Raw genomic sequence first — 15,208 nt, forward strand, 5'->3', positions numbered from 1 at the left:
ATCTTATAGTCTAACATTAACTTCAACAATACGGCCAAGTTCATCCGGAGTCAATTCAGCCTTTAACAAATTCCATATCTTGGTATGATCTGCCTGATTCAAATAAGTACAATCCAATAGTACACGAATGTTAGTCACTTGTTTATTTGTAACAGGATCAACAAAAGTCGACCGCAGTTTTTTGACAATAGACTTTACGGCGTCCTTCGGTTTCATTCCACTACGTGATGGCGGTCCCTTAACATCCCAGGGAATATCATCGTGATCGTAAAATTCGATTTCTTTTGGTCCTCTCCTTATCGGCCCTTTAACAAGTCCCTGTCTCTCCGCTTCCAATCCAGCCATTGCTTCCTGCATTACCTTGGACTCTATGGGCTTGCCCACGTGTGCCGGATCTGTTGCAAGTTTTACAAATCTCTCCCGATCTGCGCGATAGATTTCAGGTACATCATCGATAGTTACAAAAGTCTCATACTTGTCTATGCGGTCTGCCGGCTTATTAACCCTTCCATTCACTGTGGAATATGCATCAACCTGCGGTGCCTGAGGTTCTTCTGTTCCTCCGGCCTTCGGTTCTTCAGCCGTCTCCCCATTCTTCACGTCATCCGCTGCATTCTCTCCCGTCTTCACATCATCGGCCACACCATCAGCCTTACCTGCATCATCAGTAATACCAAGTATACCTTCCTGATCCGATCCTTTAGCCACTTGTACCACCCGTTCTCCTTCACCCGAAACGATCTCAGCACCATTGGCATCCTGCATATAGCGAATAACGCGCCAATCGCCATTCAGATCAGTGCCTGGCGGAACGCTCACCTTTATTCTTCTGCCACCTGCCACGGCAACTTCCATTACAGGCATTTCACCTCTTGTCAGCACCCGCATACCGTCATCCAGCACCTGCAGAACAATCCTTCCTTCCCGTATAATAGCTGAAAGATAAAATTTCCCCCACGAATAAAGCGCTCTGCCTCCTACAAAAACCAGCTTACCGGTCAATCCCATACCACGCAACAGCAAGGCGAACGGATCGATGTAATTCAGGACGTCTGCGATCTTTGCAATATTGCCTGCTTTCGACAACGGGATAATCAGCATGACGATATTAAACACGACCTTACCGGTGGTGGCGGCATACATACAGACGTTCTTTCCGGAGTAAGCCATCTTTACCTCCCGCACGATAATAGGTGTAATACATGCCCCGAGTTTTATAGCCGGCACCAAAGGCGACATCACTCCTACATAATAGTCGGTCGAACTCAGGTTACATTTATTGGCAAACGCTGTAATAGCGGTTGTAAGCTCTTCTCTGGCCCCTCCCTCGTTAAGTATAATGTTGATCAGCCAGCCTGCCAGTTTGGGCATCGAAGCCACCATTTCAACAAGGCCATTGTAAGCGCCACAATAGAAGGAAAACTCTACCTGCGAAATTGGATATCCGCCCGCCTGTACTTCTGCTGGCGTGATTACATCCGGCAGTATCGACCACTGGGCGGTTTTCAATTGCCCTGACTTCAGGAAGATCTTGTAGAGGATCGGGTTGTAAGCAGCGTTCCCGTCCTTATCCACTGCTTCAGGGTTGTAGAAGCGTTCAGGGATCTGCGCCTTATTAATAAAGGTAGAAAGTGCATCGAACAGGCTTGTCAATGTAAAATTGGAAGAGCCCAGCCCAAGGCTTTCGACTATGTCTATCGCCAAACGCATGAACATGCCCACTTCACGCTGCTGGGGCACTGCCTTTCCTAAATAGAGCGCGCCATGTGTGGTCTTGTCCAGATCAACATAGAACCAGAGTATGACATCCGTCGGACCAGGATTGTTGACAATCTCTCTGATCTTCGCTACATCTTCATTTGACGTCTTATAATTCGAAATAAACACACGGGCGTTATAGCCACCCTGGTTTTTACTTACTTCAACAAAACCATCGATCAGCGCCTTCAACTCATCGGTGGATAGTACATGCGCATAGTCATATACCCTGCTTCCTGATTCTTTTATCGGGTCCCTGCCTCCACCAGTTCCTCCTGCATTACCCGTCTGCGCATCGCTTCGTACCCATACAGCATCAAAGAAAGAGCCCTTTGCCGGTTTATACTCATATGGCATAAAAGGCACGTCCGCTTTCTTATCCTTGTTCTTAAATGCTACTTTCAATGCATGAGGATATTCAATCAGATAGTTCTTAACATCCGACATGTTCGGCAGATAGGGACTAATCCTGCTATCCAGGTTTTGCAGTTCTTCCGCTGTCCAGCTTTCATCACCGTGAGCATCAAAAACAACATTCGTCCGATACTTCATACCGTTTAACAATACCACCACGCGGCCGCAAACAATACCCACTTTTTTCTCGAACCCCTTTAAATCGGCTTTCTGAAAGATCTCTGTATTGATCGCCTTCATCTCGCTCATGATCATATTCCGGATATTATCCTTCGACCATGGCTGATAGTCCGTCAGATAAGAGATATTCGCATCATCAGGGATTTTTTTAGACAGATCAATATACCAGTTGTTGTAAACGATCTCATACACACCAAAGGTCTTCTGATCATTTACCTTTAAGAGCTCGTCATTGATGGCCGTAAGCTCGTCATCATCTAACAGCAGGCCGGTATTACCTACAACCGACCGTTGTTCAACAAACCTTCCATTCCCATCCAGCATCAGCACGTATTTGTTCTTCCACGACTGATGGTGACGGTCATTATACTCGTTCTGGCGGATCATTTTGTTCAATGCAATAACCCCTTCCCGAACAACCTCCTCATTGTTGGCAGGCAACTCGCCTGCCTTTGTGATGGCCGGTAACGCAATGATCCATGTCAATAATATCAGTTTATACCAACGCATACGCTTATTGCATTTTTTCAAGAACATCATGTACCCAGTTTAAGATGGATGTTTTCACATCCGGTATCAGATCATCTTCCTTCGCGGTTTTCAACGCATTGATGATAAATGTTTTGAACGGCTGATCCTTTATGTTCAATGCATTCACCACCTTTTCCTCTTCTGCCTGTGACTTATTTTCATCCAGTATCTTCAGTACTGTCACCTCGTCAAGCGCTTTCTGGGCCAGCTTGTACGCTGTTATTTCTTCCGGCAGCTTCACTATTACACTGTCGGTCACATCCAGTACCTTCATCACAGATTTATCTAGCGATTCAGGTACTTTGACTCCTAACAGTGCATTATTCTTATCGATGAATTCTTTCGCTACTTTATATTTATCTTCAAAATCCTTCTTCAGCACAGCCACCTTTTCAGGCGTATAGTCCTGTCGCAATGCCGAAAGGCCTTTACGGAACATATTCACCAGTTTCTTCAGCTCTTCTACCGCTGCTTTGACCACTGCTTTTGCCTGATCTGCCAGGTTCTTCAGCTGCTCCGCCACTTTCTTCGCGGCAGTGGCTTTTTCTTCGGGTGTCATGTTCTCAGATTCCTGCAACTGCTGCAGTTCCTGCAGTTTCGTCTGTATCTCACCCAGTTTCTCCAGCGTAGCATTGTCCAGTTCATCCCATCCCTTCATTTTCTCCAGCTCAGCCAGCATACCTGCTGCATCTACAGCCTTCAATCCTGCTGTATCTATCGTACGCACGATATCGCTTATCTTTTCCAGGTAGCCATCCAGCGACTCATTCATATTGTCGGTCACCGTTTTGATATCCTCGCGTTGCAGTTCTATCACACCGGCGTACATCTTCTTATCGGTATTCACGCTGATGTTCTTAAATACAACCGGCAAGGTTATAAAATTCAGGAATGGTACTTTGATCTTTCCGTTACCGGAGAATAAACCATTCGAGCCTTCCGCCTTCTTCACTGCTACTTTAAAGTCGCCCGCTATGATCACATCTCCTTCTTTCAGCTGCTCCAGTCCTTTGCGATTGGAGATCTCTCCTTCACCTACAACCTTACCACAGACGAAATCGCCTTTATCCATGGTTTCATTCGGCATAGTGAAAGACTGTATGGCAGAGTAATCGCCATATCCCCATATACACTGGGCATTCACCTGGTATTCATATTTCTTACCTTGTTTAAGACCGGTAATAGTATACTGTGGCAGATAACTTGTTTCCTCATACCATTGCGAAGGATTATCGCCTGCCTCACGGTAACGTACAGTAAATGCCTGCTGGGAAACACCTGTTCTCCAGGTCAGTTTCAATTCATTCTTGCCCGACACTGCTGCGATCACATCTGCCGGCACACCGCATTTTTCACCGTAAGTGAATCTCACTGCTTCACTGAAACCATCATTGACAAACATGTCCTTTCCTTCCGCTTCAATAGCCTGTACCTGCACCGCATAACTCTTACCAGGCGTCAGCATCGGTTCACCCGGACCATACACCAGCAGGGTCTGCGCCGTTATAGTTTCATACACAGGGCGGGTAGTACGCAGGGCATCATTAGGATCGCGGTTTGCCGGGATCAGCTCTACCAGTTTGAATTTATAAGCCACATTAAAAGCCGCGTTAAACGAGGCGGTATGCCGGGGCACCCACTGGAATACGAGATTCTGTGGTTCCATAGCATCTACCTTGGTATTGGCCATCGGCAGGTTGATAATAGGCGGATAACTGAGAAAGGTAGACACGACCGCATTTCCCTGGTTGGATACAACAATATTGCGGGTGTAGTCCACTACCTCCACGGTAAACTTGTATATGCCTTCGGGAAGCTTGGCGCCTTCCTTCGTCAGCGCACTGTTATCCAGTCCCTGTATCAGGAGGTTCTGCGGATTCAGATAGGTAGCCAGTTCAGGTCCGCTGAGCGTGATCATTTCACCTCCCTGTAAGATGATAGGCGCGGTGTAAAAACCGGGTTTACTTTGTAGTGTTACGCCGAAGCCTTCGATCTTTATTTTCAGCCGGCATTTATAATCACTGACAGTAAGGTCTTTTAACAGCAGGTGTACCTGCATACGTTGCACGTCAGGCGCTGTATAGTCGCTGAGGTACAGGCTGTACGGAGGATTGATCTGCATGGTAGCCATTACAGGATAACTTGTCTGGGCATACGTCCTGCCGCAGCATAGCAGCAGCATCACCAGCAGCTCCCATATGTATTTAGTACGTCTAAGCAAGGTTCTCTGTACTTTTAAAAATTATAGTTATATCCCAGTGTGGTGGTTAACTCAGATATCTTTTTGTTGCTTCCTTTTGTATTATCACGATGAAGGCCTGTAAGACCCAGGTTCAGACTGTGCACCTTTTTGATCGTATAGGCGCTTCCTGCTCTTGCCGTGAGGATGCGGGAAGTATTTTCACCATTGGTAAAGCTGCCGTTCCAGGTCAGCGTACCGGACAATCTCATTTTTTTATTTAATACACTTTTATTTACGCCCAGCGTCGGTCCGAACGTAACAGCTTCCAGGTCCAGCGAAGTATTTCGGTTCGCGTTAAACCCAGCCATGATTGACATATTCTTCGGTATGAGCTGCAGGTTATAAGAGGCGTTGAGGTTATAGAAGGTAGCGCCCGATGACTGTTTCACTCCTCCCTGCTTGTCTGACGATTCCATATAGGAAACATTACAGATGATCATTTGCATTTTCTCTTTACTCTGGGAAATGCTGTAGTTAAATCCAAGAGAGGCATTGCTGGATACCTGCGTATAATTCAGCGTATCCAGGTTTTCGTAAGGAGTCAGCTGATTCAGGTAATCAAATTCGGAACGGATGTTGACGAACGACTGAAAATTAGAATAACTGAAGTTCCAGTTCGTCTTCTTTGTAGCCGCAAAGCTGACGTTCAGCGCGCCCACAAAACGGCGCATGGTGCTGATCTTATCATTGTTCAGATTATTACGTTGCACACCCGCGTTGACAGCACCTGTAAGTCTGTCTTTCAGCATACGTACCTGCAGGTTGCCGGTAATGTTTTCAAAGTCATTCGTAAAGTAATAAGCGCCCAGTGTCTTGTATTCCGGTGCTACCCACTCATATCCGAGTCCGAAGGTGTAATGTCCTCCATTATAACTCAGACCAGTCTTATAGGCCGTATACATGGCTGTACTGCTGTTCTTTTTGATCAGCCCTCCTGTAGGCGCCTTTATATCGCCCGTACTGTCTGATACCGCACGGGTATCTCTTGTCAGGGCGCTTACTGCTACTTCGGCATTAAATAAAAGCCGGTTGAAGAACTGTTTGGAGACATTTACGCCCATCGCCACATTCTCCTGGGGCGTTAATGTATACCCCTGTGGTACGGGGCGGATAGAGTTTTCATCATCCTTCCCCCTGAAAACCATGACCTCTATATTATCCTTCCCGGTACTATATCCTGCCTTAAAGCCATATCCCATGCGTTTGTATGCAGGTATGATCTCCGGACGAGAGGTATCGGCCTCCACTGCTTTCTGCAGACGGCCGTACATGACACTAAACTTAAAGCGGCCCGGAGGCGCCAGGTCAACACCGATACCGTTAAAGAGATGACCTGCCAGGGTGTAGCTGGAAAAATTCATGCTGGAATAACCGATATGTCCCGTTACCCATTTATAGGTAGGCGTCAGGCCATACTGATTGAATGGCTGGGAGTACGCTACATTACTCTGGTTGGAATAAGTGAAGCTGAAAGGTACGGACCATCCATACAGGTCAATGTTCAGGTTACCGTTCAGGAAGAAATTGTAGGGATCTCTGCGCCCCTCTCCCAGTCCCGACGACCAGTAGGCAATCTGTTCAAGGCCAAGGCCTCCTGTAATTTTTATTGGTTTCTCTTTTCCTATAGCATCCAGCCGTTGTGCACATAACTTGTAAGACGAACAACAAATGACAGCGATTAACAGGGTTAAAGGCCGTAAGCACGTTACGAAACGATCATAGGTCGGGTATAACTTCGACAATACTTTGGGTTTTCATTTACGAATGCAGGTCCCCCATTAAGGAAATGGTTCAAATTGACGCAAATATATAAATAATTATTAATAATTAAAAAGTAAAATCCTCCTGGTTGCACGCCCTATTCTGAATTTCTATTACTTTTGCTGCCGGTATTTTTTCTCAGACAAGCTATAGACACAGTTAGTATTAAAGCATGCACATATTACTCAAAAGCGTACAGATAGTTGCACCATCATCCCCTTTTCACGGGCAACAGCAGGACATTCTGATTGAGAACGGTATCATCCGCCAGATCCGGAAGGATATTTCTTCCGCTCAGGCCCGGGTGGTGACTGGCAACAACCTGCATGTGTCATTGGGATGGACGGATATCTTCGCGCACTTCTGCGATCCTGGCCAGGAATATAAGGAAGACCTCCAGAGCGGGGTTGCCGCAGCTGCCAGGGGTGGATACACCACTGTGCTGATAGTGCCCAATACACAGCCGGCGCTTCATACCAAGCCGCAGATCGAGTATGTGCTCAGCCGCACACGCAACAGTGTCGTACAGGTGCTCCCTATCGGAGCGGTGACTAAAAACCTGGAGGGCACCTCTCTTGCTGAAATGTATGAAATGCAGCATGCAGGGGCTGTGGCTTTCTCCGACGGACTGAAACCTATCCAGTCGCCCGGTATCATGCTGAAAGCCCTGCAATATGTAAAAGCCGTTAACGGCACCATTATCCAGCTTCCTGATGATCTGAGCATCTCCGCCCATGGCCTGATGCACGAAGGCATCTATAGCACCCAGCTGGGTATGCCGGGAAAACCTGCCATTGCAGAAGAACTGATTATCCAGCGCGACCTTGAGCTGGCACAATATACCGACTCACGTATCCACTTCACAGGCATCAGTACACGAAAATCAGCGGATCTTATTGCCGAAGCCAAAGGCAAAGGCATCAAGGTGACCTGCTCCGTAACGCCTTATCACCTGTCCCTTACCGATGCACACCTCGTCACCTACGATACCCACCTGAAGCTCAATCCGCCGCTGCGTAGCGCTGAGGATGTAAAAGCGCTGCAGGATGCAGTGAAGACAGGGGTGATCGACTGCTTCGCCACCCATCACCTGCCGCAGGACTGGGATGCCAAACAAGTAGAGTTTGAATATGCAAAGAATGGCATGATAGGACTGGAAAGCGCTTTCGGCGTATTCCGCAAACATCTGCCGGAAGTATCTGTAGAAAGACTGGTGGAGATGCTCTCTGCGCAGCCCCGCAAAATATTCAATCTGCCTGAACTGAGCCTCACCGAAGGTGCAGCGGCCAATCTGACCATATTTGATCCGGAAGAGGATTGGGTGCTCACGGCAGCTCACCTGGCAAGCAGGTCAAAAAATTCAGCGTATATTGGCGCGGAATTGAAAGGAAGTGTGAAAGGAACCATCAACGGCCAATACGCCCAACTTTAAAAAGTCATTCGTGTACTATGAGTAATGCATCATATCCTAATCCCGGTGTAAAATGGGGACTGATAGCCGGTTCAGTAGCTATCGCTATTGGCGTCGCCCTGTATTTTACCGATATACCTATGCTCTTTAGCCTGAAATACGGCATTCTCCTCCTCGTTGCTTTTGGAATAACCGGCGTATTGGCTGGTCTCGAAAGAAAAAAAGCCAATGGCGGTCTTATTAGCTTCAAGGAAGCCTTACAGCCTGTTTTTACCACTTTTGTGATCGGATCGCTTATGAGCACTATTTTCCTTTATGTGCTGGCCAATTTTATTGATCCGGGCATTGTTGTGAAAATGAAAGAGGCCGCTATCAAAAGTTATGAAAGCATGGCCCCTATGCTGCGCACCATTGGCACTCCTAAAGATGAGTATGACAAAGGCCTGGCAGATATCAAAAACCAGGATTTTTCAGTGACCATCGCAGGCAGCTTCATGTCCTATCTGATCGGCCTTTTCCAGTATTTTGTCGTGTCTGCCATAATAGCATTAGCACTCCGTAAAAAGTAGCGGACTCAGATTGGCACTTTATTAGATAGAAAAGCATCCTAAACACATTGCTATATAACATGGATATTTCCGTTATCGTTCCTTTAAAAAACGAAGAAGAATCACTGCCGGAGCTGGCCGCGTGGATTGACCGTGTCATGCAGGAACATCACTACTCATATGAGGTATGGATGATAGACGATGGCAGCACTGATAATTCCTGGGATATCATCCAGCAGCTGGCATCAGCAAACCCGAATGTGAAAGGGATCAAATTCCAGCGTAACTACGGTAAATCTGCCGCTCTCAATGAAGGCTTCCGGGCCGCACAGGGCGATGTGATCATTACCATGGACGCTGACCTGCAGGATAGCCCCGACGAGATACCGGAACTCTTCCGTATGATCAAAGAGGATGGCTTTGACCTTGTCAGCGGCTGGAAGAAAAAACGCTATGACAGCGCTCTTACTAAAAATCTTCCTTCAAAATTATATAACTATACTACTACCCGCATGAGCGGAGTGAGGCTCCATGACATGAACTGCGGACTTAAATCTTACCGCAGGAAAGTGATTAAAAGCATTGAGGTATATGGAGAAATGCACCGCTATATTCCTGTGATCGCCAAATGGAACGGTTTCAGGAAGATCGGTGAAAAAGTAGTGGAACACCGCGCACGTAAATATGGAACCTCCAAGTTTGGCCTGGAACGCTTTATTAACGGCTTCCTGGACCTGGCTTCCATTATGTTCATCAGTAAGTTCGGAAAACGCCCTATGCACCTTTTCGGGGCCCTGGGTACGCTTTCCTTCATCGTCGGTTTCGGCATTGCATTATACCTGGCAGTACAGAAGATCATCTATTCCCAGTATAAAATGACCGAACGCCCTATTTTCTTCCTCGCATTGCTGGCCATGATCATAGGGTCGCAATTATTCCTTACCGGCTTCATCGGTGAACTGGTAACCAGGAATGCGCCTGAAAGGAATGAATATCTCGTGGAAACTATCCTGGACCGAACCAAATAATAGCTGATGGGCAAAAAGAAAATCCTCTTTCTCGGACCGGCCTGGCCCTACAGGGGCGGACTTGCCGCCTACAATGAAAGGCTGGCGGAAGAACTGCAAAAGGATGCAGAAGTAGAGATCTGGACGTTCACCGTACAGTATCCTTCCTTCCTCTTCCCCGGTAAAAGCCAGTACGCTACAGAACCGGCGCCTCCTCACCTGAAAATACGCAGGCTGATCAACTCTGTCAATCCGCTGAACTGGTTGAAAGTGGGCCGTATGATCCGCAAATGGCAACCAGACCTCATCGTTACCAAATACTGGCTACCACTGATGGGACCCTGCCTGGGTAGCCTGCTCCGCCTCGGGAAAGGCAAAAATACCAGGGTGGTCTCCATCCTCGACAACGTGATACCACACGAAAAAAGGCCCGGAGATGTGCCTTTTACCAGGTACTTCCTGAAACCCGTGGATGCTTTTATCGCCATGAGCCAGTCCGTACTGGACGACCTCCGGCTGTTCGAGCCCGGCAAACCGGCTTCCCTGATCCCCCACCCGATCTACGACAACTACGGTCCTGCAGTATCTAAATCCGTGGCGAGGGAACAACTGAAACTGCAACAAGACAAAAAATACATCCTCTTCTTCGGTTTCATCCGCCAGTATAAAGGGCTGGACCTCCTGCTCCGTGCCATGGCCGACGAACGGATGAAACAACTGAACGTACACCTGATCGTGGCGGGAGAATTCTATGAGGATGCCGCCCCTTACCACCAGTTGCTGGAACAGCTACAACTGGGTGAGAGGGTACTTATGCATACTGACTTCATTCCCAACGAAGCTGTTAAGCACTACTTCTGCGCAGCCGACCTGGTGGTACAGCCGTATAAGAGCGCTACCCAGAGTGGTATTTCACAGATCGCTTACCATTTCGAAAAGCCGATGGTCGTAACCCGCGTAGGTGGTCTGGTAGAAATGGTGCCTGACAATGTCGTAGGTTTTCAGTGTGAACCAGAACCTGCAGATATTGCCGCCGCTATTGAGAAATACTACCGGGACAACCGGGAAGCTGATATGACGGCAGCCGTACGTGTGGAGAAGAAACAGTATTCGTGGGAACGTCTGGCGGGGGAAATACATCGACTAGCGGCGACCCGGTGATCCCAGCCTGCACCGTGAGCAGGAAGGCCACCGCCAAAGTCAGCCCAAAAAACAACCGGAACGATCTCTAACCGATCATTCCGGTTATTTTTTTGCTATAAGACATATACACATATTTTAACTTCTTTTAAACAAGATAGACTCATATGCATGCGCAATTGTTTTATCTTGCAGCACTTATAAAAACGGAAATACTGTGATTTATCGTAGCAAAGCACCCTTACGCATTGGCCTTGCAGGAGGCGGAACAGATGTAAGCCCTTATTCGGACATGTACGGGGGAGCCATTCTGAATGCCACTATTTCGCTCTATGCGCGTGCAGCCATAGAACCCATCGCTGATAAAAAAGTCCTGTTCGAATGTGCCGACAGGAACGAAACACTGGTTTGTGATGCTACCTTTCCGCTTCCCCTCGATGGTAAGCTGGACATCCTGAAAGGTGTGATCAACCGTGTGGCGAAAGACTATGGCATTCCTTCCGGCTTCAAGCTAACCACTTTCGTGGATGCACCCGCCGGTTCCGGTCTGGGTACCTCCTCTACCCTTGTGGTGGCGGTACTGGGCGCTTTTGCTGAATGGCTGAAACTTCCGCTGGGGGAATATGACATGGCGCATCTTGCTTATGTGATCGAAAGGGAAGATCTGAAACAGGCAGGCGGTAAGCAGGATCAGTATGCAGCTACCTTTGGTGGTGTGAACTTCATGGAATTCTACAACGGCGACAAGGTCATCGTGAATCCCCTTCGTATAAAAGAAAAATACCTGGATGAACTGGAGAATAACCTGGTACTGTACTACACTTCCACCAGCCGTTTATCCAGCAGCATCATTTCCGAGCAGCAGAAGAATGTACACGAAAAAAAGGAAGCGAGTATTGAGGCGATGCACCACCTGAAAGAACAGGCGGTAATGATGAAGGAAGCCCTGCTTCGTGGCAGTATCGACAAGATCGGCGAGATTCTTGATTTTGGTTTCCAGCATAAAAAGAACATGGCAAAAGGTATTACCAATTCCCAGCTGGATGATATCTATGAAGCTGCGAAACGTGCAGGTGCTTCCGGGGGCAAGATCTCCGGTGCAGGCGGCGGTGGCTTTATGATCTTCTACTGTCCGGGCAATACCCGCTACAGTGTGGTGGAAGCGCTCAAAAGTTTCGGCGGGGACGTAAAACGTTATCATTTCACCCACAATGGGATCAATACCTGGTGTATCTGATCTTCTAACCAAAACGACTACATCTTATGGCGAACAATATCATCAAAACAATACAGGAAAGCATTGCAGTAAAGCAGGCCATCTGCCAGGATGAAACACTGATCAATACAATCCAGCAGGTAGCCAACGTCATTACGGGCAGCCTGCAGCAGGGACATAAGATCCTTTTTTGCGGTAATGGTGGCAGCGCAGCAGATGCACAACACCTGGCTGCTGAATTCTCCGGCCGTTTTTATAAAGACAGAACGCCACTGTACGCCGAAGCATTGCATTGCAACAGCTCTTACCTCACCGCTGTAGGCAACGACTATGGCTATGACCAGGTATATGCACGCATCCTGCGGGGCATCGGCCAGCCTGGCGATGTACTGGTAGGCATCTCTACTTCCGGCAACTCTGCCAACATCCTGGAAGCCTATAAAGTGGCCAAAGGGAAAGGCATGATCATCGTCAGTATGACCGGCCGTTCAGGCGGTAAAATGAAAGATGGCAGCGACTACCTGCTGAATGTGCCTTCTTCCGATACACCTCGTATCCAGGAATCACATATCACCATCGGACATATCATTTGTGAAATCGTTGAAAATAATCTCTTCCCATGATCAGGGAATGTATAGTACTGGCCGGCGGACTGGGTACACGTCTGCGCAGTGTGGTGGCCGATAAACCGAAATGTATGGCGCCTGTCAATGACAGGCCTTTCCTCTACTACCTGCTGCAATACCTGATTAAACAGGGTATCACGCATGTGGTGCTGTCGCTGGGTTATAAATCAGAACAGGTGATCGAATGGTGCGAACAGGCAGGACTGCCCATACAGTTCTCCTATGCAATAGAAGCCGAGCCACTGGGCACCGGTGGCGCGATTCTCAACGCCGTTTCCCATCTGAAAGAGAACGAGTGTTTTATCGTGAACGGAGATACCTTCTTTGACGTGTCGCTGGCTGCATTTTACAACTTCCACCAGCAGTCCAACAGTCAACTCTCACTGGCGCTGAAACCTATGCGGCAGTTTGAACGCTATGGCAGTGTGCAACTGGACGGAAATGCGCGTATCACCGCATTCCTTGAGAAGAAATACTGCGAGGAAGGACTGATCAACGGAGGCGTTTACCTGACCTCCAGGGCGTACATGGAAAGCCTTCAACTGCCTGCACAGTTCTCTTTTGAAAAGGAGGTACTGGAACCTCAGGTGAAGAACGGTCAGCTGTATGGTTTCATCAGCGACACTTATTTTATCGATATCGGAATTCCGGCTGATTACGAGCAGGTACAAACAGATTTCCGTTCATAAAACCTGCAATGTAAGATTATGCATATTGACGCTTCATGGACATTATTCCTGGACAGGGACGGGGTGATCAACAACGAGATTAAAGACGGCTATGTGCTGAACTGGGATATGTTCCGCTTTGAAGAAGGCGTTCTTGCCGCTTTACCTGCCCTGGCGCACAAATTTGGCCGTATTGTGATGGTCACCAACCAACGCTGTATAGGCAAAGGGCTGTTGACAGAACAGGGCCTGCACGACATCCACGCTAAAATGCTGGACATCATCACCCAACAGGGAGGCAGAATAGATAAGATCTACCATTGCCCGGACCTCGACAATGACAGTCCCTGCCGTAAGCCCAACGAGGGTATGGCCCTCCAGGCAAAGGCAGACTTCCCGGATATTGATTTCTCCCGGTCCGTAATGGTAGGCAACACGCTGAGTGATATGCAATTCGGTAAGGACAAGGGAATGACCACCGTATTCATCCCCTCCACGAAACCGGATCTGCCCTTCCCTCACCCGCTGATGGACTATCGCTGTAAAGGACTATTGGAATTTTCAGCCATCATACAATAATTTTGTATCATATAACGTAATAAGCCTGTAGATAAAGTTTTCATTTCAAATAAAATTATGATCAGAGCCTGTCTTCTATTGTTATGCTGCACTTTCTTCACGTACACCGGCCTTCAGGCCCAGCGTGTAAGGATAAGCCCTGCTAACGAGGCTGCTATGCGTTCACAGCAGGATTCCCTGCAGATCCTCTCGGCCACCATCCTGAGAGGCAGGGATGAAGCCGCCAGGCAGCAGGCCAATGACCGTTTTATTCCGAAACTGGTACAAGCGCTGAAAACACCTTACTCTTTTGATTTCAGGTTTGATTCCCTGACAACCATCTCTATCCAGTATCCGGCAGACAGTACCTTCCGGATCTTTACCTGGGGACTGGAACTGGAAACAAGCTTTTATCATCACTATGGCGCTATCCAGATGAGAACTGAAGGAGGTGAACTGAAATTGTTTCCGCTGTTCGACGATTCTGATTATATGAACAATCCCGACACCGTTGCCGGCAATAAAAACTGGTATGGCTGTCTCTATTATAAAGTGCTGCAGCGCCGTTACTTCAACCAGAACTATTATACACTCTTCGGCTGGGATCCTAACAACATCCGCAGTCAGAAGAAACTGCTCGATATGCTGACTTTCAAAGACGGTCAGCCGGTATTTGGCGGCCCGTTCTTCAGCTTCGTGGAAGATACTATTCCTAAAAAGACACGCAACCGTTTTATACTGGAGTTTAAAAAAGATGCTACCATCAGTTTAAGCTATAATCCTGAGATGGACATGATCGTATACGATCACCTGATTTCGGAAAGTAACCAGCCTTCCAAACCTTCTACCTTCGTGCCAGACCTGGACTATGAAGGTTTTAAGTGGAAAGCAGGCAAATGGGTCCACATCGAAAAAGTATTCCATGATGCACTGCCACAGGGTAAAGTTCCGGTAGCAGCACCGCTGAATCAGAAGCAGAAGAAAATGACAAAACCGCGAACGGCGGAAGAGATCAACGAAGAGTTACAACCACAGCCGAAAAAGCCTAAGCAATAAATAAAAACGGGTGCATCATCATTTGATACACCCGTTTTTATTGGGACACATTCCCCGGTTCTTTCTTTCCTAAGCAACTCACACCTACACTT

The 15,208-nt window shown here is 47.7% G+C and carries 12 protein-coding genes; 9 read left to right on the forward strand and 3 right to left on the reverse strand.

The features are described 5' to 3' along the window. Window positions 1–3 precede the first annotated feature (3 nt). The 3 genes from L3C95_RS14700 to L3C95_RS14710 are packed head-to-tail and all read right to left on the reverse strand — an operon-like array spanning window position 4 to window position 6,867. Complete coding sequence (locus tag L3C95_RS14700; protein WP_236388725.1) at window positions 4–2,862, reverse strand: hypothetical protein; 2,859 nt, start codon at window positions 2,860–2,862, stop codon at window positions 4–6. 4 nt (window positions 2,863–2,866) lie between these two features. Further along, window positions 2,867–5,104: a fibronectin type III domain-containing protein gene (locus L3C95_RS14705; RefSeq protein WP_236388726.1), complete on the reverse strand. Its 2,238-nt coding sequence runs from the start codon at window positions 5,102–5,104 to the stop codon at window positions 2,867–2,869. 14 nt (window positions 5,105–5,118) lie between these two features. Continuing rightward, entirely contained in the window at window positions 5,119–6,867 is a 1,749-nt protein-coding gene (locus L3C95_RS14710; protein ID WP_236388727.1) for a hypothetical protein, read from the reverse strand. 191 nt (window positions 6,868–7,058) lie between these two features. On the opposite strand from L3C95_RS14710, the gene L3C95_RS14715 reads away from it, so the two are divergent. From L3C95_RS14715 to L3C95_RS14755, 9 genes are all read left to right on the forward strand, one after another. Next, a complete protein-coding gene (locus L3C95_RS14715) occupies window positions 7,059–8,318 on the forward strand; it encodes a dihydroorotase (RefSeq protein ID WP_236388728.1) in 1,260 nt (419 codons plus the stop codon). 17 nt (window positions 8,319–8,335) lie between these two features. After that, window positions 8,336–8,866 (forward strand): DUF4199 domain-containing protein, encoded by a 531-nt coding sequence (locus tag L3C95_RS14720; RefSeq protein WP_236388730.1) that lies wholly within the window; start codon window positions 8,336–8,338, stop codon window positions 8,864–8,866. 59 nt (window positions 8,867–8,925) lie between these two features. Next, window positions 8,926–9,873, forward strand: a complete 948-nt coding sequence (locus tag L3C95_RS14725) for a glycosyltransferase family 2 protein (RefSeq protein WP_236388732.1) — start codon at window positions 8,926–8,928, stop codon at window positions 9,871–9,873. Window positions 9,874–9,879: 6 nt separating this feature from the next. Then, the gene (locus tag L3C95_RS14730) at window positions 9,880–11,013 is read left to right on the forward strand and encodes a glycosyltransferase (RefSeq protein WP_236388733.1); all 1,134 of its coding nucleotides are present in this window, start codon (window positions 9,880–9,882) and stop codon (window positions 11,011–11,013) included. 196 nt (window positions 11,014–11,209) lie between these two features. Continuing rightward, entirely contained in the window at window positions 11,210–12,229 is a 1,020-nt protein-coding gene (locus tag L3C95_RS14735; RefSeq protein WP_236388734.1) for a dehydrogenase, read from the forward strand. Between the two features lie 26 nt (window positions 12,230–12,255). After that, window positions 12,256–12,831 (forward strand): SIS domain-containing protein, encoded by a 576-nt coding sequence (locus L3C95_RS14740; protein WP_236388735.1) that lies wholly within the window; start codon window positions 12,256–12,258, stop codon window positions 12,829–12,831. Further along, window positions 12,828–13,523: a nucleotidyltransferase family protein gene (locus L3C95_RS14745; protein ID WP_236388736.1), complete on the forward strand. Its 696-nt coding sequence runs from the start codon at window positions 12,828–12,830 to the stop codon at window positions 13,521–13,523. The genes L3C95_RS14740 and L3C95_RS14745 overlap by 4 nt, the downstream gene beginning before the upstream one ends. A gap of 18 nt (window positions 13,524–13,541) precedes the next feature. Further along, window positions 13,542–14,081, forward strand: coding sequence for a D-glycero-alpha-D-manno-heptose-1,7-bisphosphate 7-phosphatase (locus tag L3C95_RS14750; RefSeq protein WP_236388737.1), 540 nt, complete (start codon window positions 13,542–13,544; stop codon window positions 14,079–14,081). Between the two features lie 57 nt (window positions 14,082–14,138). Further along, complete coding sequence (locus tag L3C95_RS14755; protein ID WP_236388739.1) at window positions 14,139–15,116, forward strand: hypothetical protein; 978 nt, start codon at window positions 14,139–14,141, stop codon at window positions 15,114–15,116. Window positions 15,117–15,208: the final 92 nt, after the last annotated feature.

The organism is Chitinophaga filiformis, from assembly GCF_021646545.1.
Classification (GTDB): Bacteria; Bacteroidota; Bacteroidia; order Chitinophagales; family Chitinophagaceae; genus Chitinophaga; species Chitinophaga filiformis_A.